This window comes from Ralstonia sp. VS2407, assembly GCF_052950655.1.
The window spans coordinates 435,922-462,113 of sequence record NZ_JBRFVG010000004.1 but is presented as its reverse complement, the minus strand read 5'-3'; the positions used below and the strand labels follow the sequence as shown (position 1 = coordinate 462,113).

26 protein-coding genes and 1 pseudogene are annotated in these 26,192 nt (G+C 64.5%); 16 read left to right on the top strand and 11 right to left on the bottom strand.

What is annotated here, in order from left to right:
* Nucleotides 1-123: 123 nt before the first annotated feature.
* From ACU8YE_RS10005 to ACU8YE_RS09965, 9 genes and pseudogenes are all read left to right on the top strand, one after another.
* A pseudogene (locus ACU8YE_RS10005) lies at nucleotides 124-656 on the top strand (fumarylacetoacetate hydrolase family protein); the annotation flags it as partial.
* Between the two features lie 37 nt (nucleotides 657-693).
* Nucleotides 694-1,632, top strand: coding sequence for an acetaldehyde dehydrogenase (acetylating) (locus ACU8YE_RS10000; protein WP_446928611.1), 939 nt, complete (start codon nucleotides 694-696; stop codon nucleotides 1,630-1,632).
* A gap of 13 nt (nucleotides 1,633-1,645) precedes the next feature.
* The gene (gene dmpG, locus ACU8YE_RS09995) at nucleotides 1,646-2,692 is read left to right on the top strand and encodes a 4-hydroxy-2-oxovalerate aldolase (protein WP_446928610.1); all 1,047 of its coding nucleotides are present in this window, start codon (nucleotides 1,646-1,648) and stop codon (nucleotides 2,690-2,692) included.
* Nucleotides 2,693-2,711: 19 nt separating this feature from the next.
* Nucleotides 2,712-2,921, top strand: a complete 210-nt coding sequence (locus ACU8YE_RS09990; RefSeq protein ID WP_446928618.1) for a 2-hydroxymuconate tautomerase — start codon at nucleotides 2,712-2,714, stop codon at nucleotides 2,919-2,921.
* 944 nt (nucleotides 2,922-3,865) lie between these two features.
* A complete protein-coding gene (cydP, locus tag ACU8YE_RS09985; RefSeq protein ID WP_232040819.1) occupies nucleotides 3,866-4,111 on the top strand; it encodes a cytochrome oxidase putative small subunit CydP in 246 nt (81 codons plus the stop codon).
* Entirely contained in the window at nucleotides 4,108-5,664 is a 1,557-nt protein-coding gene (locus tag ACU8YE_RS09980; RefSeq protein WP_232040818.1) for a cytochrome ubiquinol oxidase subunit I, read from the top strand. Before cydP ends, ACU8YE_RS09980 begins: the two co-directional genes overlap by 4 nt.
* Before the next feature lie 10 nt (nucleotides 5,665-5,674).
* Nucleotides 5,675-6,817: a cytochrome d ubiquinol oxidase subunit II gene (gene cydB, locus ACU8YE_RS09975; protein ID WP_446928609.1), complete on the top strand. Its 1,143-nt coding sequence runs from the start codon at nucleotides 5,675-5,677 to the stop codon at nucleotides 6,815-6,817.
* A gap of 23 nt (nucleotides 6,818-6,840) precedes the next feature.
* Nucleotides 6,841-6,969, top strand: coding sequence for a cytochrome bd-I oxidase subunit CydX (cydX, locus tag ACU8YE_RS09970; RefSeq protein WP_232040816.1), 129 nt, complete (start codon nucleotides 6,841-6,843; stop codon nucleotides 6,967-6,969).
* The gene (locus ACU8YE_RS09965; protein WP_322017471.1) at nucleotides 6,966-7,253 is read left to right on the top strand and encodes a cyd operon YbgE family protein; all 288 of its coding nucleotides are present in this window, start codon (nucleotides 6,966-6,968) and stop codon (nucleotides 7,251-7,253) included. Before cydX ends, ACU8YE_RS09965 begins: the two co-directional genes overlap by 4 nt.
* A gap of 4 nt (nucleotides 7,254-7,257) precedes the next feature.
* Here the strand turns inward: ACU8YE_RS09965 and ACU8YE_RS09960 are convergent, their stop codons facing one another.
* The 3 genes from ACU8YE_RS09960 to ACU8YE_RS09950 all read right to left on the bottom strand — a co-directional run bounded on the left by ACU8YE_RS09960 (nucleotide 7,258) and on the right by ACU8YE_RS09950 (nucleotide 8,805).
* A complete protein-coding gene (locus ACU8YE_RS09960; protein WP_446928608.1) occupies nucleotides 7,258-7,878 on the bottom strand; it encodes a DUF4126 domain-containing protein in 621 nt (206 codons plus the stop codon).
* Nucleotides 7,879-7,957: 79 nt separating this feature from the next.
* On the bottom strand, nucleotides 7,958-8,413 hold the full coding sequence (locus tag ACU8YE_RS09955) for a DUF2501 domain-containing protein (RefSeq protein WP_446928607.1): 456 nt from the start codon (nucleotides 8,411-8,413) through the stop codon (nucleotides 7,958-7,960).
* A gap of 188 nt (nucleotides 8,414-8,601) precedes the next feature.
* Nucleotides 8,602-8,805, bottom strand: a complete 204-nt coding sequence (locus ACU8YE_RS09950; protein ID WP_004631953.1) for a cold-shock protein — start codon at nucleotides 8,803-8,805, stop codon at nucleotides 8,602-8,604.
* A gap of 576 nt (nucleotides 8,806-9,381) precedes the next feature.
* On the opposite strand from ACU8YE_RS09950, the gene clpS reads away from it, so the two are divergent.
* Together clpS and clpA are read left to right on the top strand one after the other, a co-directional pair.
* Nucleotides 9,382-9,708 (top strand): ATP-dependent Clp protease adapter ClpS, encoded by a 327-nt coding sequence (gene clpS / locus ACU8YE_RS09945; protein WP_003261876.1) that lies wholly within the window; start codon nucleotides 9,382-9,384, stop codon nucleotides 9,706-9,708.
* Nucleotides 9,705-11,993 carry an ATP-dependent Clp protease ATP-binding subunit ClpA gene (clpA, locus tag ACU8YE_RS09940; protein ID WP_004631957.1) on the top strand — a complete coding sequence of 763 codons (2,289 nt, stop codon included), beginning with the start codon at nucleotides 9,705-9,707 and terminating at the stop codon, nucleotides 11,991-11,993. Before clpS ends, clpA begins: the two co-directional genes overlap by 4 nt.
* A gap of 68 nt (nucleotides 11,994-12,061) precedes the next feature.
* On the opposite strand, the gene dut is transcribed toward clpA, so the two are convergent.
* From dut to coaBC, 3 genes are read right to left on the bottom strand one after another with little or no spacing between them, the layout of a single operon-like run.
* Entirely contained in the window at nucleotides 12,062-12,508 is a 447-nt protein-coding gene (gene dut, locus ACU8YE_RS09935; RefSeq protein ID WP_024974963.1) for a dUTP diphosphatase, read from the bottom strand.
* Nucleotides 12,505-13,551, bottom strand: coding sequence for an LLM class flavin-dependent oxidoreductase (locus tag ACU8YE_RS09930; RefSeq protein ID WP_446928606.1), 1,047 nt, complete (start codon nucleotides 13,549-13,551; stop codon nucleotides 12,505-12,507). The genes dut and ACU8YE_RS09930 overlap by 4 nt, the downstream gene beginning before the upstream one ends.
* A complete protein-coding gene (coaBC, locus tag ACU8YE_RS09925; RefSeq protein WP_414560969.1) occupies nucleotides 13,548-14,753 on the bottom strand; it encodes a bifunctional phosphopantothenoylcysteine decarboxylase/phosphopantothenate--cysteine ligase CoaBC in 1,206 nt (401 codons plus the stop codon). Before coaBC ends, ACU8YE_RS09930 begins: the two co-directional genes overlap by 4 nt.
* Nucleotides 14,754-14,901: 148 nt before the next feature.
* Here coaBC and ACU8YE_RS09920 point away from each other — a divergent pair, with 148 nt between their 5' ends.
* Complete coding sequence (locus tag ACU8YE_RS09920; RefSeq protein WP_316654398.1) at nucleotides 14,902-15,480, top strand: YdcF family protein; 579 nt, start codon at nucleotides 14,902-14,904, stop codon at nucleotides 15,478-15,480.
* Nucleotides 15,481-15,483: 3 nt separating this feature from the next.
* Here the strand turns inward: ACU8YE_RS09920 and ACU8YE_RS09915 are convergent, their stop codons facing one another.
* The 4 genes from ACU8YE_RS09915 to ACU8YE_RS09900 form a co-directional block, all read right to left on the bottom strand.
* The gene (locus ACU8YE_RS09915) at nucleotides 15,484-15,861 is read right to left on the bottom strand and encodes a DUF4180 domain-containing protein (protein ID WP_440076173.1); all 378 of its coding nucleotides are present in this window, start codon (nucleotides 15,859-15,861) and stop codon (nucleotides 15,484-15,486) included.
* Nucleotides 15,862-15,868: 7 nt separating this feature from the next.
* Nucleotides 15,869-16,393 carry a signal peptidase II gene (lspA, locus tag ACU8YE_RS09910; RefSeq protein ID WP_446928605.1) on the bottom strand — a complete coding sequence of 175 codons (525 nt, stop codon included), beginning with the start codon at nucleotides 16,391-16,393 and terminating at the stop codon, nucleotides 15,869-15,871.
* Entirely contained in the window at nucleotides 16,393-19,272 is a 2,880-nt protein-coding gene (gene ileS, locus ACU8YE_RS09905) for an isoleucine--tRNA ligase (protein WP_446928604.1), read from the bottom strand. Before ileS ends, lspA begins: the two co-directional genes overlap by 1 nt.
* 109 nt (nucleotides 19,273-19,381) lie before the next feature.
* The gene (locus ACU8YE_RS09900; protein WP_260802025.1) at nucleotides 19,382-20,380 is read right to left on the bottom strand and encodes a bifunctional riboflavin kinase/FAD synthetase; all 999 of its coding nucleotides are present in this window, start codon (nucleotides 20,378-20,380) and stop codon (nucleotides 19,382-19,384) included.
* Between the two features lie 219 nt (nucleotides 20,381-20,599).
* Between ACU8YE_RS09900 and ACU8YE_RS09895 the strand changes: the two genes are divergently transcribed.
* Nucleotides 20,600-22,432 carry an ATP-binding response regulator gene (locus ACU8YE_RS09895; RefSeq protein ID WP_232040804.1) on the top strand — a complete coding sequence of 611 codons (1,833 nt, stop codon included), beginning with the start codon at nucleotides 20,600-20,602 and terminating at the stop codon, nucleotides 22,430-22,432.
* A 60-nt stretch (nucleotides 22,433-22,492) separates the two neighbouring features.
* On the opposite strand, the gene ACU8YE_RS09890 is transcribed toward ACU8YE_RS09895, so the two are convergent.
* The gene (locus ACU8YE_RS09890) at nucleotides 22,493-23,158 is read right to left on the bottom strand and encodes a response regulator transcription factor (protein WP_004631976.1); all 666 of its coding nucleotides are present in this window, start codon (nucleotides 23,156-23,158) and stop codon (nucleotides 22,493-22,495) included.
* A 402-nt stretch (nucleotides 23,159-23,560) separates the two neighbouring features.
* Between ACU8YE_RS09890 and purN the strand changes: the two genes are divergently transcribed.
* The 3 genes from purN to ACU8YE_RS09875 are packed head-to-tail and all read left to right on the top strand — an operon-like array spanning nucleotide 23,561 to nucleotide 26,168.
* Nucleotides 23,561-24,211 (top strand): phosphoribosylglycinamide formyltransferase, encoded by a 651-nt coding sequence (gene purN / locus ACU8YE_RS09885; protein ID WP_232040803.1) that lies wholly within the window; start codon nucleotides 23,561-23,563, stop codon nucleotides 24,209-24,211.
* Nucleotides 24,208-25,602 (top strand): RsmB/NOP family class I SAM-dependent RNA methyltransferase, encoded by a 1,395-nt coding sequence (locus tag ACU8YE_RS09880; RefSeq protein ID WP_446928603.1) that lies wholly within the window; start codon nucleotides 24,208-24,210, stop codon nucleotides 25,600-25,602. The genes purN and ACU8YE_RS09880 overlap by 4 nt, the downstream gene beginning before the upstream one ends.
* Complete coding sequence (locus tag ACU8YE_RS09875; RefSeq protein ID WP_232040801.1) at nucleotides 25,599-26,168, top strand: phospholipase D family nuclease; 570 nt, start codon at nucleotides 25,599-25,601, stop codon at nucleotides 26,166-26,168. The genes ACU8YE_RS09880 and ACU8YE_RS09875 overlap by 4 nt, the downstream gene beginning before the upstream one ends.
* Nucleotides 26,169-26,192: the final 24 nt, after the last annotated feature.

The following is a 26,192-nucleotide window of genomic DNA, read 5'->3' as shown; positions in this document are numbered from 1 at the left end:
TCTGTCCAAGACCTGATTGACCGCCTCGACCTTGAATTCTTCGGTGTATCTCTGCGCACTCATCGCAACTCCTGTCTAACCTCTAGTTTGAGGCTCACAGGTGTCTACTGGCAGCGGGGCGATTCAATGGCGCGTGCGGAGGGCAGTGAAATTCGCATGTCGGAGCTGATCCACCCCAAGGTGGAAGCCGAGATCTGCATCGTCACCAAGGCGCCGCTGCGTGGTCCGGGTTGCCATGTCGGCAATGTGCTGGCAGCCATCGACTTCGTGATTCCGGCTGTCGAGATCATTGACAGCCGTTACCGCGATTTCAAATTCGACCTCAAGAGCGTGATTGCCGACAACACGTCGGCCGCGCGCTTCGTGGTGGGTGGCCGCTCCCGCAATCTGGAGGAACTGGATCTGCGTACGTTGGGCGTGGTGCTGGAGAAGAATGGCCGCGCTGTCGCCATGGCGGCAGGTGCAGCGGTGCTTGGGCACCCGGCAGCGGCCGTGGCCATGATGGCCAACCATCGGGGGCGCGCGGCCAGGAGATCCCGGCTGGCACCTTCATCATGACCGGCGGCGTGACCGAAGCCATTGCGGTGGCCGAGGGCGACAGCGTATGCGTGCGTTTCCAGGACCTGGGCAACGTGTCGATGCGCTTCGTGAATTGAATGCCAAGTTGAACTTTGCGTATTGGAGACCGCAACCATGACCCAGAAGATCAAATGCGCCCTGATCGGCCCCGGCAACATCGGCACCGATCTGCTGGCCAAACTGCAGCGCAGCCCCGTGCTGGAACCGGTGTGGATGGTGGGCATCGACCCTGAATCCGACGGCCTCAAGCGTGCCCGCGACATGGGCATCAAGACCACGGCAGACGGTGTCGACGGCCTGCTTCCGCACGTGCTGGCCGACGGCGTGCAGATTGCCTTCGACGCCACCAGCGCCTATGTGCATGCGGAAAACTCCCGCAAGCTCAATGCGCTGGGTGTGTTGATGATTGACCTCACACCTGCGGCCATCGGCCCGTACTGCGTGCCGCCGGTCAATCTCAAGGAGCATCTGGGCCGCGCCGAGATGAACGTCAACATGGTGACCTGCGGCGGGCAAGCGACCATCCCGATGGTGGCGGCAGTCAGCCGCGTGCAGCCCGTGGCGTATGGCGAGATCGTTGCCACGGTGTCGAGCCGGTCGGTGGGGCCGGGCACCCGCAAGAACATTGATGAATTCACGCGTACCACGGCCGGTGCGGTCGAGCGTGTGGGCGGAGCGAAGAAGGGCAAGGCCATCATCGTCATCAACCCGGCCGAGCCGCCGCTGATCATGCGCGACACCGTGCATTGCCTGACGGAAACCGAGCCGGATCAGGTGGCCATCACCGCGTCGATCCACGCGATGATCAAAGAGGTGCAGAAGTACGTGCCGGGCTACAAGCTCGTCAACGGCCCGGTGTTCGACGGCAACCGCGTGAGCGTGTTCCTGGAGGTCGAGGGCCTGGGCGATTACCTGCCCAAGTACGCCGGCAACCTCGACATCATGACCGCCGCCGCCGCCGCACGCACGGCCGAGATGTTCGCCGAGGAGATGATCAAGGGCGAACTGAACCTGCGCGCCGGCACGGCCGCGTCTGCCACCGAAACCGCTTGACGAGGACCTTCACATGACTACGCTGCAAGGCAAGAGCATTACCGTGCATGACATGACGTTGCGTGACGGCATGCACCCCAAGCGCCACCTGATGACGCTAGACCAGATGCGCACGATTGCGCAGGGCCTGGACGCGGCCGGCGTGCCCCTGATCGAAGTCACCCACGGCGATGGGCTGGGTGGTTCCTCGCTCAACTACGGCTTTCCCGCGCACAGCGACGAGGAATACCTGGGTGCCGTCATCCCGCTCATGAAGCAAGCCAAGGTCTCGGCGCTGCTCCTGCCGGGTATTGGCACGGTTGATCATCTCAAGATGGCGCGTGAGCTGGGCGTGCATACGATTCGCGTTGCCACGCACTGTACCGAGGCCGATGTCTCGGAGCAGCACATCAGCTACGCGCGCAAGCTCGACATGGACACGGTGGGCTTTCTGATGATGGCGCACATGAACAGCCCTGAGGGGCTCGTCAAGCAAGCCAAGCTGATGGAGAGCTACGGTGCCAACTGCATCTACATCACGGACTCTGCGGGTTACATGCTGCCGGACGATGTGAAGGTGCGTCTGTCTGCCGTGCGTGAAGCGCTCAAGCCTGAGACCGAACTGGGGTTCCATGGCCACCACAACCTGGCCATGGGCATCGCCAACTCCATTACCGCGATCGAATGCGGTGCCACGCGCATCGATGCAGCGGCCGCGGGGCTCGGGGCCGGTGCGGGCAATACGCCAATGGAGGTGCTGGTGGCGGTGTGCGACCGCATGGGCATCAAGACCGGCGTGGATGTATGGAAGATTCAGGATGTGGCTGAAGACCTGGTCGTGCCCATCATGGATTTCCCCATCCGCATCGACCGCGACGCACTTACGCTCGGCTATGCCGGCGTATATGGCAGCTTCCTGCTGTTCGCCAAACGTGCAGAAAAGAAGTACGGCGTACCGGCCCGTGATCTGCTGGTCGAACTCGGCCGGCGCGGCATGGTGGGCGGTCAGGAAGACATGATCGAGGACACGGCACTCACCATGGCTCGTCAGCGCGGCATCCTGGCAGCGCAGGCGGCCTGAGTATCGCCGGCCATTGCAAATACCAAGGAGGAAAGCCATGCCTTTTGCGCAGATCTACATGATCGAAGGTCGTACCACCGAACAGAAGCGAGCCGTGATCGACAAGGTCACGGCCGCCCTTGTGGAGGCGACCGGTGCTCCGAAGGAGAACGTCCGCGTATGGATTCACGATGTGCCAAAGGAGAACTGGGGCATTGCGGGCGTGTCGGCGAGGGATCTGGGGCGGTAGCTCAACTGCCCTCGGCCCCCAGATTTGGCAGCCGTAGCAGGGCGGAGCTTTACGGGCGATTCAGCGAGAATGATCGATGCATGTCGCTCGCGGCACCCCGCCGTGGATATGAAAAACCCCCCGGCAGCTTTGGCTCGCCGGGGTTTTTTGTTTCAAGCGCAACCGATCATCTGCAGATGCTCGCAGTCCTGACCGGTTCGTACTCTCAAAAGGGCGGGCGAGCCCCAACAAGCCCCAACGCCGATGCTGCAACAAGGGCGCCGCGGCCCACGCGCTGGGCCTCGCCCATGGATCAGCGCGGTTGCTCGGGATGTTCGGGCGAGTCCGTCGTGCTCGTTGCGGAATGCTTGGGGGTTGCGGCGCGCGCGGACCGGGCACGCAAAAACTCACGCGCAGCGCCAACACCTTTCTGATATTCGGTGAGCGAGTCGCCAGCCGGGGAATCGACGGATTGGGAGATCGAGCGGGTCACGGCATTCCTCTTCATGTGATGAACGGAACCGCGCCCAACCCTGGGGAGGGGTGGGCGAGCACAGGCAAGGTGGAAAACCGATAGCTAGCAATCGGCGCGGCCGAAGCCGCTCATGCCTGGCTCGCCCAATGAAGGTGACGAAGCCAGGCCATAGCTTTTGAGGACAAGTGCTTATGCTCAGCACTTGCCCGCTAGCTACGAGGTTTCCACACCTCGATCGCTTTCCCTATGGCACCGAAAGCGATGGCGCAGAGTGTACTGATGGCCGCTTCGTCTGAGCAGGGGCGAAACTATAAATCAGAATTTGCTGACGACTGGCGCCAACCCCGTGGTGATGCGGCTCTGCGGTGGTTCACCGGAGCCCAGTCCACGAATCTTTACGGTTTTGGCTTGCGGGCGGCGCTTGATGACCATCAAGAAATAACAGCAACGGTTTGTCACTCCCTCTATCCATGACTAGACTGGATCACATGTGACTTTCTGTGCCACGGGCGGAACCCCGCCGGCGGCACCGACGCGCGCCAAGTCTCGTCCGCCTGTGAACCCCAACGACCGCCGCCTCGTCCGCCATTTGCTCATCGTCGTCGCCATCAAGCTGGTGGCGCTGAGCGCGCTGTGGTGGGTGTTTGTGCGAGACCACCGGGTGCCGGTCGATGCCGAGCGGGCCGCTGATCGCCTGATCGTCACACCGTCAGCAGCGCAGGGAGGGCAACCGTGATTTCCGAGCATCTCGTCGATCTGTCCCGGCTGCAGTTCGCGGCCACCGCGATGTACCACTTCCTGTTCGTGCCGCTCACGCTGGGCATGGTCTGGCTGCTGGTCATCATGGAAAGCGTCTATGTCATGACCAACAAGGTCATCTGGAAAGACATGACGCGTTTCTGGGGCAAGCTGTTCGGCATCAACTTTGCGCTGGGCGTGACGACGGGCATCACGCTCGAATTCCAGTTCGGCACCAACTGGGCGTACTACTCGCACTACGTGGGCGATGTCTTTGGTGCGCCGCTGGCCATTGAAGGGCTGATGGCGTTCTTTCTGGAATCCACCTTCATCGGGCTGTTCTTCTTCGGGTGGGATCGTCTTTCCAAGACGCAGCACTTGCTGGTGACGACGCTGATGGCGATCGGCACCAATCTTTCCGCGCTGTGGATTCTCATCGCCAACGGCTGGATGCAGAACCCCGTGGGCGCCGAATTCAACTGGCAGACCATGCGCATGGAGATGCACGACTTCTGGGCCGTGGTCTTCAACCCCATCGCGCAGGCCAAGTTCGTGCATACCGTGTCGGCGGGCTACGTGACGGGCGCGATGTTCGTGCTGTCGATTTCAAGCTGGTACCTGCTGCGCGGCCGCGATGTGGAATTCGCGCGGCGCAGCTTTCGCGTGGCGGCTGCGTTTGGCCTGGCCAGCGTCTGCTCGGTGATCGTGCTGGGCGATGAGTCCGGCTACACCGTCGGCGAGGCGCAGCAAACCAAGATGGCCGCCATCGAGGCCATGTGGGAGACCGAGCCGGCGCCGGCCAGCTTCACTGTGGTTGCGTCGATCAACCAGCGCGAGCAGAAGAACGACTGGGCGGTCGAGATTCCATGGGTGATGGGGCTGATCGGCACGCGCTCGGTGTCCAAGCAGATTCCGGGCATCCATGAGATCAAGGCGCGCAACCGCGGACGAATCATGAGCGGTATCGAGGCGGTGGCCGCACTGGAGACGGTGCGCCAGCACCCCGGCGATGCAGCGGCGCTCCAGACCTTGCAGATCCATCAGCAAGACCTGGGCTTTGGCCTGCTGCTCAAGAAATACGTGGCCGACGTGCGGCAGGCCACGCCCGAGATGATCGACAAGGCGGTCGACGATACGGTGCCGCGCGTGTGGCCGATGTTCTGGGGCTTCCGCGTGATGGTCGGGTTGGGCTTCCTGATGTTGGCGCTGTTTGGCCTGTCGTTCTGGAGCACGTTGCGGCCGCAGCGCAAGGCGCCGGCATGGCTGCTGCGCTGGGCGCTGTGGATGCTTCCGGCACCGTGGATCGCCATCGAGCTGGGCTGGGTGGTGGCGGAATACGGCCGCCAGCCGTGGACCATCTACGGCGTGCTGCCCACGCATCTGAGTGTGTCGACGTTGAGCGAGGCCAGTCTGTATGGGTCGCTAGCGGGCTTCATCGGTTTCTACACGCTGCTGCTGATCGTCGAGATGTACCTGATGATCCGGTTCGCGCGCCAGGGGCCGGGCAGCCTCGGCACTGGTCGCTACGATTTCGAAGCCGCCCACGCTTGAGGAGAACGCCATGTTCGACTACCCAACCCTCAAGGTCATCTGGTGGCTGCTCATTGGCGTATTGCTGATCGGCTTTGCCATCATGGACGGACACGACATGGGCGTCGGCACGCTGCTGCCCTTTGTCGGCAAGACCGACGACGAGCGCCGTGTGATGATCAACACCATCGGCCCGCACTGGGACGGCAATCAGGTCTGGTTCATCACGGGCGGCGGCGCCATCTTTGCCGCGTGGCCGCTGGTGTATGCCACCGCGTTCAGCGGGTTCTACTGGGCGATGCTGGCGGTGCTGTGGGCGCTCTTCTTCCGGCCGGTCGGGTTTGATTACCGGAGCAAGATCCACAACGGAACGTGGCGCAAGGTGTGGGACGTGGGCCTCTTCATCGGGGGCGCGGTGCCGCCGCTGATCTTTGGCGTGGCGTTCGGCAACCTGCTGCAGGGCGTGCCGTTCCATTTCGACAACTTCATGGTGGTGACGTACACCGGCACGTTCTGGCAACTGCTCAATCCGTTTGCCATCCTGACGGGCGTGGTGTCGAGCGCGATGATCACCATGCATGGCGGCATCTACCTCGCCCACCGGACGGAAGGCGCCATCCAGCAGCGCGCAACCAACGCGGCCACCGGCGCGGCCATCGTCGCCGTGGTGGCGTTTATTGCGGCCGGCGTGTGGTTGCACGCAGGCAGCATCGAAGGCTACGTCATCACCTCGGCCATCGACCCCGCCGGGCTTGCCAACCCGATGGCGAAGACCGTGGCACGCGCGGCCGATGCATGGTGGGGCAACTATCAGAAGCAGCCGTTGCTGTGGGCGTTGCCGGCTATTGGCGTGATCGGCCCGCTGCTGGCCGTGCTGCTGTCGCGGGCGGGGCGCACGCTTACCGCGTTCGTGCTGTCGTCGCTGGGGCTGGCGGGCATCATCACGACGGCCGGGGCTTCGATGTTTCCGTTCGTGCTGCCCTCGTCCAGCATGCCCCGCGCCAGCCTCACGGTGTGGGACAGCGTTTCCAGCCACTTCACGCTTGGCCTGATGTTCTGGGCGGCGATCATCTTCACGCCCATCATCATTGCCTACACAAGCTGGTGCTACCGCGTGATGCGCGGCAAGGTGACGGTCGAGCACATCCGCGCCAACGAGCACTCGGCCTACTAACGACGGCACAGGAGAGCAAATCCATGTGGTACTTCAGTTGGGTCCTGGGTGTCGGCTTTGCTGTGCTGCTGGCGGTGCTCAATGCAATGTGGGGTGAGGTCAGCGACGACCGCGCTGCCAATGCAAGCAGTGCGAACCCGGACCGCGAATGAGCACTGCGAACGTGAACGCCACCGACAAGCCGCGCATCCACGCCGCCAGCCTGGCAGCCGGGTTGCTCGTGATGGCGGTGGGGACGGTGTATCCGTACATCCTCGCCAATCGCGACGGGCATGCTGACCACGGTCTCGCCGTATTGCTGTTCTGGGCGATGAGTGCGGGGCTCGTGCGGGGTGTGGGGTTTGTTCCGCGCAACAAGGTGTCGCGCATGCTGCTTTCGGGATGGGCGTGCGCGCTGGCCCTGACGCTGTTCGGGCTGCTGCGCGCCTTTGGGTAGCGCCTCAGCGCGGCAGCCGGGTGGTACCAGCCGGTGGCGGCTCAGGTGATCGCCCGCGCAGCGCATCCCGCAGGCGCCGCACGCCGCGCCACAGCTTGGGCAGCAGCCACACCGATACCAACAGCAGCAGCGCCAGCACCACCAGAAACGCAATCGGCAGGAAAAACGCCATCAGCAAACCGCCGCTGGCGGCCACGTCTTCACTGAACGACGCCACCCAGTTCGAGAATGGCTCCGGCGACGTGTTGATCAGGGCCCGCGTGCCAGCCTTGGTGGCATGTGCCGTGCCGGCCAGCGTCCCGCCAATCAACCCTGCAGCCACCATCCATTGCGGATCGAGCTGCCCGAACGCGGCCGCAGCCAGAATCGCGCCCGCAGGTACGCGGATGAAGGTCTGGATGCCATCCCACACGGAATCGAAGCCCGGAATCTTGTCGGCGAGGAATTCCGCCACGGCCAGCACGCCGGCCAGGCCAATCACCCACCACGATTCCAGCATCTGCAGCCCGGGCGGCAAATGCAGCCAACCCGTGCGGCCGAGCACGCCGGCAGCAAACACGGCAAGGTAGAGTCGGAATCCGCTGGTCCAGGACAGCCCGGCGGCCAGCGCGACAGTTTCCAGCATGTGGCTTCCTCGGGGCGTGGAAGACAGGCGAACGGTCAATCGATATTGCAGTGTAGTGCGCGCTCGCCTGCGCCGCGGCTCAAAGCAGCGATTTGCCCTGCGACAGGATCTTGTCGCACGCCTGGCGGGTGATTTGCGACTTGATGCTGCTCAGGTCGAACTTGTTGCCATCCGAATTCGTCAGGATGCCCTTTGTGCCGTCGGTGTAGCCCGGGCTGGACGCCGGCGCACCGCCCAGCTTGCCGAGCAGCTTGTCTTTGACCGAGGCCGCGTCGGTGGCGCCGCCAAGGTAGTTGTTCTTTATGCAGAATTCCAGCACGCCGGCCACATTGCCGGTGCTACCCGACGTCAATGACCCGAGCGACGGCACACCGCTCAGGCCGCCGATGCTGCCAAGGCCACTTGTGGCGCCCTGGCTGTTGCCCTGCGTGGTCCCTTTGATGAGGTCTCCGATTTGGGCGTGGGCGGCAGCAGGAAGTAGCACGACAATCAACAGCGTTGCCGTGGCGGCGGTGCGGGTCAGATGGGGTTTCATGCGCAGACTCCTTGAAACGGCACGGGGATCATCCATACCGTAGTGCACAACCCGCTGAAATGACGTGTTGCGCGCGACGAGGTATGTCCGTCATTGTCTGGCGCCGCGGCAACAAAAAACCCGGCATGTCGCCGGGTTTTTTGCATTTGGACACCGTCGCCATCCGGCGGGGTGTCGCGCAACGCCAATCAGGCAGCCTGGATGTTGGTAGCCTGCTTGCCCTTCGGGCCTTGCGTCACTTCAAACGAGACGCGCTGATTTTCCTTGAGCGTCTTGAAGCCAGCCATCTGGATGGCCGAGAAATGCGCGAACAGCTCTTCGCCGCCTTCGTCAGGCGAGATGAAACCGAAACCCTTGGCGTCGTTAAACCATTTGACCGTACCGAGTGCCATGAAAACCCCTCCGTTAAAACACAAGTCCGAGCCGGGAGGGTGTGCCTGTCGGGGCAGTGCAGAGCGGTACCGCGCAGTCATCGCCCGGCCGCCGGCCTGCACGGCACGACGAATGGCGCGGGTGGAACCGCGCCGCAAGCGATCGGTCTTCTTGTGGCAAACACCACAGCCTGAAGCGGTTGTCGATCTGTTGTCGACTGGTGTGAGGCCTCCCGGGCTCACCATTCATGCGGCTCGCTGCCAACGGTTTGCGGGGCAGTAGGGCGCACATGCTGAATTCGATTGTTCGAGGATTGTAAGAGACTGTCAAGGCCACAAAGGGTGGGTTTGTGGCGAAAAACGGTCAGTTTCTGAAGAGGTTTTGCTCGAAATCCAGCCGATCGCCTCCAGGTACGGAAAACGATTGGCATCTCAGGCGCGGAGCTTGCGCCCGTCTCAGCCAGCGCGGAGGCGGTAAAACCCTTCGCGCCCGAGGGCTGACGAACGCACGCTGCACGGGCCAAACCGTTTGTAGACCTTGAAGTCGGCGTTATTTCCCCAAATTGCGAACTCGAAAGGAGTGGTTAGAATAAGACCATGGCAATCCGGCAAGCGACCACTCCACAACACGATGCAGGCACCGTCCTCGAGCGGAAAGAGCAAGCGCTCAAACCGCCCGCGATGTACAAGGTGCTGCTGCTCAACGACGACTACACCCCGATGGAATTCGTCGTGATGATTCTTCAGCAGTATTTCAGCAAAGACCGGGAGACCGCCACACAGATCATGCTGACTGTGCATCGGGAAGGTAAGGGCGTGTGCGGTATCTACACACGGGATATCGCCGCGACGAAAGTGGAATTAGTGTCAACCCATGCACGGCAGGCGGGGCATCCGCTGCAGTGCGTGATGGAGGAAGCATGATCGCGCAAGAACTGGAAGTCAGCCTGCACATGGCGTTTGTCGAAGCCCGGCAGGCTCGCCACGAATTCATTACGGTGGAGCATCTGCTGCTTGCGCTGCTGGACAATCCGACGGCCGCCGAGGTGCTGCGCGCCTGCGCTGCCAACATCGAAGACCTTCGCACGCATCTGAAGAACTTCATCGCCGACAACACGCCTGTGGTGCCCGGCACGGACGAGGTGGACACGCAGCCCACGCTGGGTTTCCAGCGCGTGATCCAGCGCGCCATCATGCACGTGCAGTCCACATCCAACGGCAAGAAGGAAGTCACGGGCGCGAACGTGCTGGTCGCTATCTTCGGCGAGAAGGATTCGCACGCGGTGTACTACCTCCAGCAACAGGGCGTGACCCGGCTGGACGTCGTCAACTTCATCAGCCACGGCATCCGCAAGGACCAGGCTGAGCCCGCCAAGCAGGGCGAAGGCAACCCCGAAGGCGAAGGCGGCGACGGCAAGGAAAGCCCGCTGGAGCAGTTCACCCAGAACCTGAACGCGCTGGCCAAGGCCGGCAAGATCGATCCGCTGATCGGCCGCGAGCAGGAAGTCGAGCGCGTGGTGCAGGTGCTGTGCCGCCGCCGCAAGAACAATCCGCTGCTGGTCGGCGAGGCCGGTGTCGGCAAGACGGCCATCGCCGAAGGCCTGGCATGGCGCATCACCAAGGGCGAAGTGCCGGACATCCTCGCGAAGTCCGTCGTCTATTCGCTCGACATGGGCGCGCTGCTGGCCGGCACCAAGTACCGCGGCGACTTTGAGCAACGCCTGAAGGGCGTGCTGAAGTCGCTCAAGGACAATCCGAACGCGATCCTGTTCATCGACGAAATCCATACGCTGATCGGCGCAGGCGCTGCGTCGGGCGGCACGCTGGACGCAAGCAACCTGCTCAAGCCGGCGCTGTCGTCGGGCGCGCTCAAGTGCATCGGCGCGACGACGTTCACGGAATACCGAGGCATCTTCGAGAAGGACGCAGCGCTGTCCCGCCGCTTCCAGAAGATCGACGTGGTCGAACCGACGGTCGATCAGACCGTGCAGATTTTGCGTGGCCTGAAGTCGCGCTTCGAAGAGCACCACGGCGTGAAGTACGCGTCGTCGGCGCTCACGGCTGCGGCTGAATTGTCGGCACGCTTCATCACCGACCGTCATTTGCCGGACAAGGCGATCGACGTGATCGATGAAGCGGGTGCGGCGCAACGCATTCTGCCGAAGTCGAAGCAGAAGAAGACGATCGGCAAGGGCGAGATCGAGGACATCGTCTCGCGCATCGCCCGCGTCCCGCCGCAAAGCGTGTCGCAGGACGATCGCAGCAAGCTGCAGACGCTGGAGCGCGACCTGAAGTCGGTCGTGTTCGGGCAAGATCCGGCCATCGATGCGCTGGCTTCGGCGATCAAGATGTCGCGTGCAGGGCTGGGCAAGACGGACAAGCCGATCGGCTCGTTCCTGTTCAGCGGCCCGACGGGCGTGGGCAAGACGGAAGTCGCCAAGCAGCTCGCGTTCATCCTCGGCATCGAGCTGATCCGCTTCGACATGTCGGAGTACATGGAGCGCCATGCGGTGAGCCGGCTGATCGGCGCGCCCCCGGGCTACGTGGGCTTCGACCAGGGCGGCTTGCTGACGGAAGCCGTGACCAAGAAGCCGCACTGCGTGCTGCTGCTGGACGAGATTGAAAAGGCGCACCCGGACATCTTCAATATCCTGCTGCAGGTGATGGACCACGGCGCGCTGACGGACAACAACGGCCGCAAGGCGGATTTCCGCAACGTGATCATCATCATGACGACCAATGCGGGCGCCGAGACGATGAACAAGGCAACGATCGGTTTCACCACGGCGCGCGAACAGGGCGACGAGATGGCCGACATCAAGCGCATGTTCACGCCGGAGTTCCGCAACCGTCTGGATGCAACCATCAGCTTCCGCTCGCTCGATGAGGAAATCATCATGCGCGTGGTTGACAAGTTCCTCATGCAGCTGGAAGAGCAACTGCACGAGAAGAAGGTGGATGCCATCTTTACCGAGAAGCTGCGTCGCTTCCTGGCCAAGAAGGGCTTCGACCCGCTGATGGGTGCACGCCCGATGCAGCGCCTGATTCAGGACCTGATCCGCAAGGCGCTGGCCGACGAGCTGCTGTTCGGCAAGCTGGTGAATGGTGGCAAGGTGATCGTGGACTTGGACGACGCCGATGCGGTGAAGCTGGAGTTTTCCGAGAACGAAGCGCCGCCGGCACCTGCCCAGGAAGAAGCGGAAGCTTGACGCGTTTGTCGCACCAAAGAAAAGGCCCGGTTGTTCCGGGCCTTTTTTCTTATGCGCGGGCGATGTTGTCAGTGGCGCCCGGTGCTGCCGAAACCACCGGCGCCGCGCTCGCTCTCGGCAAAGTCATCGACGATGTTCAGCTCGGCCTGCACCACCGGCACGATCACGAGTTGCGCAAGGCGCTCCATCGGGTTGAGCACGAACGCCGTGCTGCCACGGTTCCACGTACTGACCATGAGCTGACCCTGGTAGTCCGAATCGATCAGACCGACCAGGTTACCCAGCACGATGCCGTGCTTGTGGCCCATGCCCGAGCGCGGCAGGATCAGTGCGGCATAGCCCGGGTCGGCCAGGTGGATGGCCATGCCGGTCGGGACCAGATGCGTGGTGCCGGGCTCGATGGTGAGCGGGGCGTCGATGCAGGCGCGCAGGTCCAGCCCGGCGCTGCCGGTGGTGGCGTACTGCGGGAGCTGTTCATGCAGGCGGGCGTCGAGGATCTTGACGTCGAGTTTCATGCGGGGCAGGCCGAAGAGGTTGCAGAAGCAGGAGATGGTAGCGCAAACGCCTCGGCCAGCAGCTCGTACGAGCGCAGGCGCGCCTTGTAGCTGGGCGCGACGGTCAGCACGATCAATTCATCGGCGACGAAGCGCTCCTTGAGCGCATGCATCTGCTCGGCCACGGATTCCGGTGTGCCGATGATGCTGCGCGGCCGCTCGCGCATGGCGATGGCCTGGTCGCGCTCGGTGTAGACGTGCGCTTCGCCTTGTTCGACGGTGGGGATCGGGCCATTCACGCCAAGCGCCATCTGCACGCGGCGCAAGTCCACGGCGGCTTCATAGCGGCGCGCCTCGGCTTCGGTGTCTGCCGCGATCACGAAGACGGCGGCGGCGCTATATGGGCGCGCTTCGTAGCCGGGCTCGAAATCCGTGCGGTACTGCTGGGCGACGATGTGCCCGACGTGGGGGTTGATGAAGTGCGCGAACGCGAAACGGATGCCCAGGCGCGCGGCCAGTGCCCCACCAAAATCGCTGGAGCCGAGCATCCACAGCTCGGGTTTGGTATCGATCTCGGGTTGCAGCAGAACGCCGGCTGCCGGGTGGTCCGGCGGCAGCGTGTCTGTCAGGTGCCAGATCAGTTCCTGCACCTGCTGCGGGAAGATGTCGCCGCGGTTGTAGTCGCCCATGGCAACGGCCTGTGCGGTACGCATGTCGCCGCCGGGTGCCCGGCCGACACCCAGGTCGATGCGGTTGGGGAACAGGGCCTCCAGCAGGCGGAACTGCTCGGCCAGCTTGAACGGGCTGTAGTACGGCAGCATCACGCCGCCGGAGCCCACCCGCAGGTGCTTCGTGGCGCTCGCCACACGGGCAATCATCACTTCCGGCGCAGGGTTGCTGACGCCACGCAGGCCGTGGTGCTCGGCGCACCAGTAGCGCGTGTAGCCGAGCGAGTCCGTGAGTTGCGCCAGGTCGACCGTGGCGGCGATGGCATCGCGTGCGCTGTGGCCGTAGATGACGGGGCTCTGGTCGAGGACTGACAGGCGGATCGGCGCGGCGCTCATGATCGTGCTCCGTGCACGCGGTCGGCGATGGCGGCGACGATCTGGCGTGCGAGCGTCAGCTTGTCGGCGCGCGGCAGCCGCGTGATGCCCTTGGCATCGAAGAGTGCGACTTCGTTGTCGTCGCGGCCGAAGGTCTGCTGACCAAGATTGCCGACCAGCAGCGGAATGCCCTTCTTCTGGCGCTTGGCCTCGCCGAACTCTTCCAGCCGTTCGGTTTCGGCCGCAAAGCCGACGCAGAAAGGCGCATTCGCCCGGCGCGCCACACCGGCGAGGATGTCCGGGTTCTGCGTGAACGTCAGTGCCGGTACGTCGGTGTCGTTCTGCTTCTTGAGCTTTTGCTCCGCGGCTTGTGCCACGCGCCAGTCGGCCACCGCCGCAACGGCGATGAAGATGTCGCTCTTGGCAGCATCCAGCTCGTGCATGACGGCGTCGTGCATCTGCTGGGCGGTTTGCACATCGATGCGTAGCACGCCTGCGGGTGTGTCCTGATGGCACGGCCCGGCGACGAGCGTGACTTCGGCACCGGCCTGAGCTGCCGCCCGTGCCAAAGCGAACCCCATCTTGCCGCTGGACCGGTTCGTGATGCCGCGCACCGGGTCGATCGGCTCGAAGGTCGGGCCGGCTGTCAGCAGCACGCGGTGGCCGCGCAGCAGCTTGGGCTGGAAGAAGCCGATGAGCTGCTCGACGATGTCCTCCGGCTCCAGCATGCGGCCGTCGCCGACTTCGCCGCAGGCTTGGTCGCCGGCATCGGGGCCAAGCAGGGTGACGTCATCCGCGCGCAACTGGGCGGCATTGCGTTGCGTGGCGGGCGCGGCCCACATCTGGCGGTTCATGGCGGGCGCCACGAGCAGCGGGCAATCGCGTGCGATGCACAGCGTGGAGAGCAGGTCGTCCGCCATGCCGTGTGCCAGCTTGGCAAGAAAGTCGGTGGACGCTGGCGCGATGATGATGGCATCCGCCTCGCGCGAGAGGTCGATGTGCGGCATGTTGTTACCGATGCGGCCGTCCCACTGCGACGTGAAGACCGGACGACCGGAAAGCGCCTGCATCGTCACCGGGGTGATGAAGTGCGCGGCGGCCTCGGTCATCACCACCTGCACGGTCGCCCCGGCCTTGGTCAACAGCCGCACCAGCTCGGCGGACTTGTAGCACGCGATGCCGCCCGTCAGGCCGAGCACGAAATGTTTGCCTTGCAGTTCCATAACAACCCGCTTGGAAATCCGATTGACGCGATATGCGCGGCAGGATACAACCCGGTGCCCGGGCTTCCTGCTGAACAGTGGCGATGATACCGGCTTGCCCCGCGGCGCGTCCGGCGCCCGGGTTTTTCCTCAAACGCGTATTCCCGATATGGTTTTCGATCGTTCGGCAGCCCGCAATTTCCTCGCCTGGATGGGTGGTGGCGCCATCGCGGCGGCGGTGGTCGGTGCTGTGCTCGTGTGCGGGGCCAAGGCATGGCTGCGCGACGAGCCGAAGCTCGCGCACGCAGACGTGATTGTTGTGCTGGGCGGTGAGTCGGGCCAGCGCGTGATCGGCGCCGCCGAGCTGTACCACGCAGGCGTAGCGCCTCGCGTGTTCGTCAGTGGGCAGGGCGATTGCCTCCTGATCGAGCGCCGCCTTGTGATGGCCGGTGTGCCGGCAGAGCGTATCGGCCACGAATGTGTATCCGGCAGCACGATGGAAAATGCGCGGATGACGCGCGAGACGCTGGCGGTCCAGCACGTCAACAGCGCAATCCTGGTCACGAGCTGGTATCACACCGGCCGGGCACTGGCGGTGTTCCGCAAGGTGTGGCCGGAAGTCACTTGGGGTGCGCACGGCGTATTCCCGGGAGACACGCTGGCCAAGTCGGTGCCGATCTATGAAGCCGGGTCGATTCTTGCCGAGTACGTCAAACGGGCGTGGTACGCCGTACGCTACTGGGCCTGAGCCTCATTCGGCGGGCAGGGGCCGCGCATCGGCGGCCAGGTCGTCAAACGAGGGCACGAAGCGGATCGTGTCGCGCTTGTTGGATTCGCGCACCCAGTCGCGCAGCGCACTGCTGGCGTGCAGGTAGGCCGAGATGTCACCTACCACGGCGAGTTTCAATCGGTAGCTCGTGATCTTCTGCGCGATGCGGCCGGCCAGGCCGGTGCGCCGCGCGAAGAACGCGGCATCAAGGCGGCTGACGGGCACCGCAACCATCGTTGCCCCATGCCCTAGCGCCTCGCCGATCAGGTGGTCCAGCGCATTCTGTTCGCTGGCGATGGGCGGGCCGCCCTCGTCAAGGCACAGCACCGCTTCACCATTCCACTGCCGGAGTTCTGGCACTGCAGCGTCACCGCCGCACGCGCCGCAGTTCGTCGACGATCAGCAGCACCGCGCCGATGGTGATGCCGCAGTCCGCCACGTTGAAGGCCGGCCAGTGGTAGTTGTGCAGGTAGAAGTCGAGGAAGTCCACCACGTGACCGTAGATGACGCGGTCGATCACGTTGCCAAGCGCGCCGCCCAGAATCAGCGCCAGCGCAAAGCAGAACAACTTCTGCCCGCTATGGCGCTTGAGCAGCCACACGATGAACAGCGCAGCTGCTACGCCCAGACCCGTGAAGAACCAGCGCTGCCAGCCCCCCGCCGCCGCCAGGAACGAAAACGCCGCCCCCTTGTTATAGGCGAGCACCAGGTTGAAGAACCCGGTGATCGGGCGCGACTCGCCGTAAGTGAAAGTCTTGAGGACGGCGATCTTGGTCAACTGGTCCAGCAGGATCCAGATGACGGCCAGGCCGAGCCAGGGGCCCACGCCATGACCGCCGCCGCTCTTCTTCATCCCGATCGACTTGCTCTTGCCGTTGTTGCGAGTGGCCATCAGGCAGCGCTCCGTTGTTCGCCGGCGCCGAACAGGTTGTCGGTGCAGCGCTTGCAGAGGGTCGGGTGCGCGTGGTCGTGGCCGACGTCGGCGCGGTAGTGCCAGCAGCGCTCGCACTTGGCGTGCGTGGACGGCACCACGGTGATGAGCAGATCGCCGCCTTCCGGCGCGCGCTCCAGCTTGGCTGCGGACGTGATCAGCACGAAGCGCAGGTCGTCGCCGAGGCTGGCCAGCGCGTCATGCACCGATTCACCCGCCGACACCGTCACCTCCGCCTGCAGCGACGAGCCGATCTTGCCGTCGATGCGCAGCGCCTCCAGTTGCCTGGTGACTTCGCCGCGCACGTTGCGGATGGCGGCCCACTTCTCGAGCAGCGCGCTGGCGCCTTGCGGTACCGGAGCGTTGTAGTACGTGCTGGTGAAGATGGTGTCGGTGTGCTCCGTGCCGTGCGCAAACACTTGCCACGCTTCTTCTGCCGTGAACGACAGGAACGGCGCCATCCAGTGCAGCATGGCCTGGGTGATGTGATACAGCGCGTTCTGCGCCGAGCGGCGCGCCACGGAATCGGGCGCCGTCGTGTACAGGCGGTCCTTCAGCACGTCGAGGTAGAAGCCGCCCAGGTCTTCCGAGCAGAACGTCTGCAGCTTGGCGACCACCGGGTGGAATTCGTACACATCGTAGTGCGACAGGACTTCCTTCTGCAACGCATCCGTCATCGCCACGGCGTAGCGGTCGATCTCCAGCCATTGTTCGGTCGGCAGCGTGTGCTTGGCGTGGTCGTAATCCGTCAGGTTGGCGAGCAGGAAGCGCAGCGTGTTGCGGATGCGGCGATAGCCTTCCACCACGCGCTTCAGGATCTCATCCGAGATGGCCAGTTCGCCCGAGTAATCGGTCGAGGCCACCCACAGGCGGATGATCTCGGCGCCCATCTTGTTGGCGATTTCCTGCGGCGCGATCGTGTTACCGATCGACTTGGACATCTTGCGGCCTTCGCCGTCCACCGTGAAGCCGTGCGTCAGCAGGCCCTTGTACGGCGGCTTGCCGTACAGCATCGAAGCCGTCAGCAGCGACGAGTGGAACCAACCGCGGTGCTGGTCAGAGCCTTCCAGATACAGATCAGCCAGGCGGCCGTCCGGCAGGTCGGCCGAAGCGTCGTACAGATCCGCCGCGTGCGAGCCGCGGATGACGTGCCAGTGCGTCGTGCCCGAGTCGAACCACACGTCGAGCGTGTCGCGGTTCTTCTCATACATGTCGGCCTCATCGCCGAGCAGTTCGCGCGGGTCCAGCGTCTGCCAGGCTTCGATGCCGCTCTTTTCGATGCGCTGGGCGACCTGCTCCAGCAGCTCAGGCGTGCGCGGGTGCAGCGCGCCGGTTTCCTTGTGCACGAAGAAGGCCATCGGCACGCCCCATTGGCGCTGGCGCGAGAGCGTCCAGTCCGGGCGGTTGGCGATCATGTTGTGCAGGCGCTGCTTGCCCCACGACGGGTAGAACGCGGTGGCGTCGATGCCGGCGAGTGCCGTTTCGCGCAGCGTAGCGTTGCCGTCGTTGGGCTGCACGTCCATCCCCGCAAACCACTGCGACGTGGCGCGATAGATGATCGGCGTCTTGTGGCGCCAGCAGTGCATATAGCTGTGCGGGTGCTTGTGCGCATCGAACAGGTTGCCCGAGTCACGCAGCACCTCGACGATCTTCGGGTTGGCGTCCCAGATCATCTGGCCGCCGAACAGCGGCAGCGTCGATGCGTACACGCCGTTGCCCATCACCGGGTTGATGATTTCCGAGTCGGGCATGCCGTGCGACTTGCAGGACTGGAAGTCTTCCACGCCATACGCCGGCGCGGAGTGGACGATGCCGGTGCCGGTGTCGATGGTCACGTAGTCGCCCAGGTAGACGGGCGAGGTGCGATCGTAGCCCGCGTCCATCTTGGCGAGCGGATGGTGGAAGCGCACGCCCGAGAGCGCCGCGCCTTCGCACGTGGCCAGCACCGTGCCTTCGAGCTTCCAGCTTTGCAGGCAGGCCTCGACGCGCTCCTTGGCGACGATCAGCAGGCCGCGCGGCGTGTCGACCAGCGCGTATTCGATTTCCGGGTGCAGGTTCAGCGCCTGGTTGGAGGGGATCGTCCACGGCGTGGTGGTCCAGATCACAATCCAGCCTGGCTTGGCCTTGAGCACGTCGGCGCCCACGTGGAAGGCGCTCGCCAGTGCGTCGATATCGGCAAACGGGAAGCCGACATCGATCGACAGGTCGGTGCGGTCCGCGTATTCCACTTCGGCTTCAGCCAATGCCGAGCCGCAATCGAAACACCAGTTGACCGGTTTCAGGCCGCGGAAGACGTAGCCTTTCTCCAGGATCTTGCCGAGCGCACGCACCTCATCCGCTTCGTTGCGGAAGTTCATGGTGAGGTACGGATCGGCCCAGTCGCCCAGCACCCCCAGGCGCTCGAAATCCGCCTTCTGGCGTGCGATCTGGCCCGTGGCGTACGCACGCGCCTTCTCTTGTACTTCCTTGACGGGCAGGCCCTTGCCGAACTGCTTCTCGATCTGGATCTCGATCGGCATGCCGTGGCAATCCCAGCCCGGCACGTAGACGGCGTCCAGGCCAGTCAGGCCGCGCGCCTTGATCACCATGTCCTTGAGGATCTTGTTGACCGCGTGGCCGATGTGCAGATCGCCGTTGGCATACGGCGGGCCGTCGTGGAGGATGAACTTCTTCGCGCCCTTGCGTGCGGCGCGGATCTTCTTGTAGAGCTGCTTGTCCTGCCATTGCTTGACCCACTGCGGTTCGCGCTTGGGCAGATCGCCGCGCATGGGGAACGGGGTGTCCAGCAGGTTGACCGGGTACTTGCTCTTCTCCGGCGTGGGCTTCTTGGAATCGGACATGGTGTGATGTGGGGCAGATTCGGGCAAATCGGATCGGTGCAGGCGCGGCTGACAGTGCAGGGCGCGCGTGCGCAGCGTGTGGCTTCTGGGCGGCGAACGGGTCGGCCGCCTACTGAATTCGGTCGGTGGCGGAGGTGGCGAAGTCGCGCCGAAGCGTTGGCGACTCGCCGGCTGGCGGAATGGGCAGGCCGAAGAACTGCCGTGCATGAACGCAGTCCTGCGCGATGGCGTCCTTGAGGGCATCGAGCGAATCGTAACGAGCCTCGTCGCGCAGCTTCTTCATGAATTCCACACGCACCAGCTTGCCGTAGACGCTCGCGTGGTAATCGAAGATGTGCACTTCCAGCAGCACGCGGCCGGAGTCGTCCACCGTTGGGCGTACACCGATGCTGGCGACGGCAGGCAGCGGTTTTTCGGCCAGCCCGTGCACCTGCACGACAAAGATGCCGGCCACTGCCGGCTTGCGATGCGAAATGCGCAAATTCAGCGTCGGGAAGCCCAGCGAGCGGCCGAGCTTTTGCCCGTGCACCACGTGTCCGCTGATGGCATAACCGTGCCCCAACAGGCGGCGAGCGTGTTCCAGGTCGCCGGCGGCCAGCGCCTCGCGCACGGCCGAGCTGGAGATGCGCACGCCGGACTCCGACACCGAACCCATCTGCTCGACTTCGAAGCCGAACTGGGCACCGGCGGCCTGCAGATAAGCGAAATCGCCAGCGCGCTTGGCGCCGAAGCGGAAATCATCGCCCACCAGCAGCCAGCGCGTGTGCAGGCCATCGACCAGAACATTGCGCACGAACTCGTCCGGCGTCTGCCCGGCGAAATGCGCGTTGAAATGCTCCACGACCACGCGGTCGACGCCCTGGCGGCGCAGGCTTTCCAGCTTGTCGCGCAGCAGTGCAATGCGGGTGGGCGCGCGGTCCGGCATGAAGAATTCGCGCGGATGCGGCTCGAACGTCATCACCGTGAGCGGCAATCCGCGTGCGTCGGCCGCCGCGCGTGCGCGGGCCAGCAAAGACTGGTGCCCGCGATGTACGCCGTCGAAGTTGCCGATGGTCAACGCGCAGGGCGCGCGACTTTCGGCGTTGGGCAAGCCGCGAAAGACTTTCACGAGAAGCGTCGGTGGTCGAGGAAAGGAGAAGTGCATTTTCGTGCCGGATTGGCGTGACAACCGCCAAAATCCAGCAAAACGCACATTATATAAGGGATTGCCCCATCCCCGGCGCGCATGCGGCGGGGTGTCGGGGTGTTGCACAATCGTCCGAACGGTGCGCCCGCGCGGCGCATGCTTGCGGCACAATCCGGTATCCCGTTTCTTCCCGATATTTCCTTGAACGCCTCGCTGCGCCTATTCTTCGCCAAGTTCGGGCTTGCCAGCCGCGCGCCGCTTGAACTGGACGCCCGAGCCAAGCTGCTCGCCGCCGTGCATCGCGGGGCGCCCATGGGGATTGCCGCCTCGGTCGTGCTGCCCGCCTTGACGGTCGCCGCGTTCTGGGACGCCTCCAACCGCCCGGTGTTGCTGGGCTGGTGTCTGATCATGCTGTGCCTGACGGCGTCAGGTCTGCGCTTCTATTTTGGCTATCGCTACGACCTGACCCGCATGACGCTGGCCCCGCACACCCGCAAGTGGTGGACGGGCATGCACGTGATGTCGGCGGTCGGTGGGGTGGCGTGGGGCTGTTCGGCCGGGCTGTATCTGATGTCGCCGTCGCTGGAGTTCAGCAGTCTGCTGATGATCGTGATCATCGGTGTGGCGGCGGCAGCGGTGTTGTCGCAGGCGCCGGTGCCGTCCAGCCTGCTGATCCTCGGGACTGGCATCCTGGCGCCGCACTTTGTGCTGGCCGACCAGGCATTTCCGGGACACGGGCTGTATTTGCGCGGCGTGCTGCTGTTCTTTGCGGCCCTGCTGACGCGGCATGCCGTCAACATCCACAACACGCTGGTGCGCGAAATCCAGCTTGAGAACGAGAGCCGCCAGCTTGCGCGCCGCTATCAGGACGAAAAGCAGCGCGCGTTGTCGGCATCGGAAGAAAAATCGCGCTTCCTGGCGGCCGCCAGCCACGACTTGCGTCAGCCGGTGCATGCGATCGTGCTCCTGGTGGAGGCGCTGCGGGCGCGCAACCAGTCGGAATCCTTGGCGCCGCTGGTGGAGCAACTGGCCTCGGGCGCGGCGACCATCGACTTGCTGTTCCGCTCGCTGCTGGACCTGTCCAAGCTGGAGAGCCGCAAGACGTCGCCCACGCTGGAGCCGGTCGATCTGGGCGAGGTGATCACCGAGGTGGTCCAGCAGTTCATGCCGGATGCGCGCGCCAAGGGCCTGACGCTCGCGGCGCGTATTCCGCCGTTGCCGGTGTTCGGTATGGCCGAGCCGGTGCTGCTGCGCCGGGCGCTGTTCAACCTGCTGCAGAACGCGCTGCGCTACACCGAGCGCGGCGGCGTGATGGTGGCGCTGCGCGTGCGGCAGAAACATCTGCGGATCGAGGTGTGGGATACCGGCATCGGCATCGCGCCTGAGCACCAGAAAGACATCTTCTCGACGTACTACCAGGTTGAAAACCCCGAGCGCGATCCGAGTCAGGGCCTGGGTTTGGGCCTGTCGATCTACAAGGAATGTGTGCGGCTGCTGCGCGGCACGTTTGGCGTGCGCTCGGTGCCGGGGCGCGGTTCGATGTTCTGGATGGCGCTCCGGCCGGTGCCCGCCGAAATCAAGGCGCCGCTGGCCACGCAGCCACGCGCCGAGCAGAAGCGCGCCGTGCTCGATCAGCCGCGGTTCTCGGGCGTGGTGCTGGTGGTAGACGACGATCCGCAGATTCGCAAGGCGTGGCACGCGCTGCTCGAAGCGTGGGGCGTGGAAGTCCACAGCGCCGCCGATGGCCGCTCCGCCGAGCAACTGCTGGCGCGCGGCATCCGCCCGCAGATCATCTTCTGCGACCTGCGCCTGCCCGGCGAGGAGGATGGCCTGCAACTGCTCGAGCGCTGGCAAGTCAGCCACCCCGATGCCCACGCCGTGCTGCTGACTGGCGATCGCAACTCCGCCGCCCTGGCGCGCGCCGAAGAAGCCGGCTATCTGCTGCTGGCCAAGCCGATGGACCCGAACATGCTGCGCGTGCTGCTCAAGCGCTGGCTGCGCGGCCGCTCAGCCGAGCCGCAGGTCGCTTATTGACGGTCATGTGAAACGGCGCCGTGAAGGGCGCCGTCGGAATGCTCGGATGGGGCGTCTGGCTCAGGCAGCGCCCGTCAGGCGAAAGCGTTCCATGCGCGAGATGATCTGGATGCGCGTGCGCACGCCCAGCCGCTGCAGAATCGCCGAGACGTGCTCTTTGACGGTGTTTTCCGTCAGGCCCAACTGGCGCGCGATCGATTTGTTGGGCAGGCCCTCGAGCAGCAGCGCCAGCACCGAGCCCTGGCGCGGCGTCAGTCCCAGTTCTGCCGGCGTGATGGGGATGCCGTGCGAGGCACCGCCCTTGCCGTTGATGCCTCCCATGTCGTCTTCCGACGGGAAGGAGGCATCGCCGCCGAAAATGCCGGCCACTGCCTTGGAGAAAGCATGGGCATCGGCGTGCTTGCCGATGAAGCCGATGGCGCCGAGCGCTTGGGCCTTGGCAACGATTTCCGGTGTGTTCTCGGCAGACATGAAGGCAAAGCGCGCTTCCGGCAATTTGCCGCGCAGCTCGCGCATGGCGTCGAAGCCGGTGCAATCGGACAGCCACACGTCCAGCAGCACGACGTCCGGTCGGACGCCTTCTTCCACCAGCGCAAGCGCCTGGCGCCGGCCAATAGCCGCGTGCACCTGAACTTCAGGCAAGGCGTGTGCAAGAAACGTGGTCGTGCCAGATAAGGCGAGAGGGTGGTCGTCGACCACCAGCAGGCTACGCAGCGAGCTCGTCATTCTTATTCCCCGGTGAGGGCAATGCCCTCTTGTTGTTGTACGCGTGTCGACCCGGCGCGGGCGATGGTCGACGAGCCGGGAGTCTTACCCTGTGCCGATCGACCGTCACGGTATTGCCCGCACGATGTTGCAGCGCAGGATGAACAGGCGTTTGATACGCGTCGGATCATCGCTGGCAGCCCACCCGACCCCTCGGGAGCGCGGACAATTATGGCGCTGAGATTATCAGAGCGCGCCAAAGCGCGCCAACGGTTGCCCCTTCCTTTTGCCGCCATGACAGCGTTTTCGCCGGCATGCGTCGGCAAAATGCCACGGTGACTGCAAAAGCGCCCGCGGCATGGCTGTGCAGGCGTCACACCCGATTTTCTCGGGGAACTCCGGCGCACTTGATAAAATGCCGCGATGAAAAACATCGTCATTCTCATTTCCGGACGCGGTTCCAATATGGAAGCCATTGTCCGCGCCTGTCAGGCCGAAGGTTGGTCGGGACGCATTGCCGCCGTCATTTCTAATCGGCCCGATGCGGCAGGACTTAAATTTGCCGCGTCACACGGCATCGCCACCGCGGTGGTCGACCACAAGGCGTTTCCCGATCGCGACAGCTTTGACGCCGCCCTGGCGCAGGTGATCGACGGCTTTTCGCCGGATCTGGTGGTGCTGGCCGGCTTCATGCGCATCCTTACGCCGGGCTTTGTCAAACGCTATGCCGGGCGCATGCTGAACATTCATCCGTCGCTGCTGCCGTGCTTTCCCGGTTTGCACACGCACGAGGCCGCGCTGGCCATGGGCGTGAAGGTGCATGGCGCGACGGTGCATTTCGTCACCGCTGACCTGGACCACGGCCCGATCGTGCTGCAGGCCATTATCGACGTACGTCAGGACGACACGCCGGACTCGCTGGCCGGGCGGCTTCTGGCACAGGAACACACGATTTACCCGCGTGCCGTGCGCTGGTTCGTGGAAGGGCGGTTGTCGATCGAAGACGGTGTTGTGCGCGTCTCGCCGGACGAGTCGCAGCTTGTTATTGGCGTCAACGCCCGGGAGGCAGCATGAGCCAGAATCGTCAGCGTTCGGGCGGCAATGGAAGTGGCGGGGCGGGCAACAAGCGCGCGGGTTCCGGTGGCGGTGGCTGGTATCGGGCACCGCAGGGCAAGCCCGCGCCGCGCAGTGCTCCGCGCCCGCGCACGGGCGTGCATGGCAGCCACCTGGAGCACCTGGACAAGGTGCTTGCGCGCCTGCTGCACTTTGCGGCGCCCGCCGACATGGTGGTCAGCCAATACTTCCGTGAGCATCACGAACTTGGCCACCGCGAGCGCGGCATCATCGCTGAAGCGGCCTTTGCCGTGCTGCGCCGCAAGGTGGAATTCGGCCAGTTTGCCGAGAGCGGCACCGGCCCGGCGCGCCGTCGACTGGTGCTGCTCGGCTTGCTGCAGACCGCCGGACGCGAGGCCATTGCGCCATTCCTGAACCCGGCCGAAGCAGAATGGCTGGATCGATGGGAAAACCGTGACCGCGCCGCGCTGGCGGCCCGCGTGCGCGCCAATCTGCCCGACTGGCTGTTCGACGCGCTGGTCGCACAGCACGGTGCGGACTTCACCGAGGCACTGGCGCAAGCGTGGCTCACGCCTGCGCCTCTGGACTTGCGTGTGAATATGCTCAAGGGCGAGCGCGAAGCCGTGCTCGCAACACTGGCCGAAGCCGGTATCGAGGGCGCTGCGGCACCGCTGTCGCCGGTGGGCATTCGCCTGGCGGGCAAGCCGGCGTTGAACAAGCTCGATATCTTCACCAACGGCACGGTCGAGGTACAGGACGAGGGCAGCCAACTGCTCTGCCAATTGCTGGCACCCAAGCGCGGCGAGATGGTGGTTGATTTCTGTGCCGGCGCCGGTGGCAAGACCTTGGCGATCGGCGCGGCGATGCGCTCGACCGGGCGCCTGTATGCCTTCGACGTATCGGAAAAGCGCTTGTCGAACCTGGGCCCGCGCCTGGCGCGCAGCGGCCTGTCAAACGTGCACCCCGGCCGCATCGACAGCGAGCACGATGCCAAGGTCAAGCGCCTGGCGGGCAAGATCGATCGCGTGCTGGTCGACGCCCCGTGCAGCGGCTTGGGCACGCTGCGCCGCAATCCGGACCTGAAGTGGCGCCAATCTGCGCAGGCCGTGGAAGAAATGTCGGCCAAGCAGCTGTCGATCCTGACATCGGCGGCGCGGCTGCTGAAGCCGGGTGGCCGCCTCGTCTACGCGACCTGCAGCGTGCTGGCGCGCGAGAATCAGCAGGTGGTCGAGCAGTTTCTGGCCGCCCATGAAGACTTCGTGCTCGTGCCCGCGGGTGAGGTGCTGGCCGCGCAGAAGATCGCCCTCGAAATGGGGCCCTACCTGGAGCTGTATCCGCACACGCACCAGACTGACGGCTTCTTCGCGGCCGTGCTGGAGCGCCGCGCATGATGTTGCGCCGCTTGGGTTGGCTGCTGGCCGCATGGCTGGTGTTTGCCGCAGGAGGCGTGGCTCAGGCCCGCAGCACGCCGCCGGTGCTGCCGGCCAAGGGCACGGTGCAGGCAGCGTTTACGCCCGACGATGACATCGAAGGGTTGTTGGCCGACGCCATCGACCAGGCGCGCGAGCAGGTGCTGGTGCAGGCGTACCTGCTGTCGAACAGGGCGATTACGCGTGCGCTGGTGGCAGCGCATCAGCGCGGGGTGGACGTGCGTGTGCTGGCCGATCGCGAGCAGATGACGCGCTCCGGCGGCAGCCGCGTGCCCGAGGTCGCCAATGCGGGCATCCCCGTGTGGCTGGAGGTGCGCTACAAGAATGCGCACAACAAGGTCATCGTGATCGACCCGCGCGGCGCGCATCCGGTGCTGGTTACCGGCAGCTTCAACTTTACGCAGACCGCGCAGCGCGGCAATGCCGAGAACGTACTGATCGTGCGCGGCGACGCCGATCTCGCCCAGCGCTATGCCGCCAATTGGCAGAAGCATGTGGGCGATGCGTTGCCCTATCGGACCCAATAAGGGTGTGTAATAACCGGTCACGCC

Coding starts and splice junctions, on each gene's coding strand:
- ACU8YE_RS10000 (WP_446928611.1), top strand. CDS start 694: ATGACCCAGAAGATCAAATGCGCCCTGATCGGCCCCGGCAACATCGGC.
- dmpG (WP_446928610.1), top strand. CDS start 1,646: ATGACTACGCTGCAAGGCAAGAGCATTACCGTGCATGACATGACGTTG.
- cydB (WP_446928609.1), top strand. CDS start 5,675: ATGTTCGACTACCCAACCCTCAAGGTCATCTGGTGGCTGCTCATTGGC.
- cydX (WP_232040816.1), top strand. CDS start 6,841: ATGTGGTACTTCAGTTGGGTCCTGGGTGTCGGCTTTGCTGTGCTGCTG.
- ACU8YE_RS09965 (WP_322017471.1), top strand. CDS start 6,966: ATGAGCACTGCGAACGTGAACGCCACCGACAAGCCGCGCATCCACGCC.
- ACU8YE_RS09960 (WP_446928608.1), bottom strand. CDS start 7,878: ATGCTGGAAACTGTCGCGCTGGCCGCCGGGCTGTCCTGGACCAGCGGA.
- ACU8YE_RS09955 (WP_446928607.1), bottom strand. CDS start 8,413: ATGAAACCCCATCTGACCCGCACCGCCGCCACGGCAACGCTGTTGATT.
- ACU8YE_RS09950 (WP_004631953.1), bottom strand. CDS start 8,805: ATGGCACTCGGTACGGTCAAATGGTTTAACGACGCCAAGGGTTTCGGT.
- clpS (WP_003261876.1), top strand. CDS start 9,382: ATGGCAATCCGGCAAGCGACCACTCCACAACACGATGCAGGCACCGTC.
- clpA (WP_004631957.1), top strand. CDS start 9,705: ATGATCGCGCAAGAACTGGAAGTCAGCCTGCACATGGCGTTTGTCGAA.
- dut (WP_024974963.1), bottom strand. CDS start 12,508: ATGAAACTCGACGTCAAGATCCTCGACGCCCGCCTGCATGAACAGCTC.
- ACU8YE_RS09930 (WP_446928606.1), bottom strand. CDS start 13,551: ATGAGCGCCGCGCCGATCCGCCTGTCAGTCCTCGACCAGAGCCCCGTC.
- coaBC (WP_414560969.1), bottom strand. CDS start 14,753: ATGGAACTGCAAGGCAAACATTTCGTGCTCGGCCTGACGGGCGGCATC.
- ACU8YE_RS09920 (WP_316654398.1), top strand. CDS start 14,902: ATGGTTTTCGATCGTTCGGCAGCCCGCAATTTCCTCGCCTGGATGGGT.
- lspA (WP_446928605.1), bottom strand. CDS start 16,393: ATGGCCACTCGCAACAACGGCAAGAGCAAGTCGATCGGGATGAAGAAG.
- ileS (WP_446928604.1), bottom strand. CDS start 19,272: ATGTCCGATTCCAAGAAGCCCACGCCGGAGAAGAGCAAGTACCCGGTC.
- ACU8YE_RS09890 (WP_004631976.1), bottom strand. CDS start 23,158: ATGACGAGCTCGCTGCGTAGCCTGCTGGTGGTCGACGACCACCCTCTC.
- purN (WP_232040803.1), top strand. CDS start 23,561: ATGAAAAACATCGTCATTCTCATTTCCGGACGCGGTTCCAATATGGAA.
- ACU8YE_RS09880 (WP_446928603.1), top strand. CDS start 24,208: ATGAGCCAGAATCGTCAGCGTTCGGGCGGCAATGGAAGTGGCGGGGCG.
- ACU8YE_RS09875 (WP_232040801.1), top strand. CDS start 25,599: ATGATGTTGCGCCGCTTGGGTTGGCTGCTGGCCGCATGGCTGGTGTTT.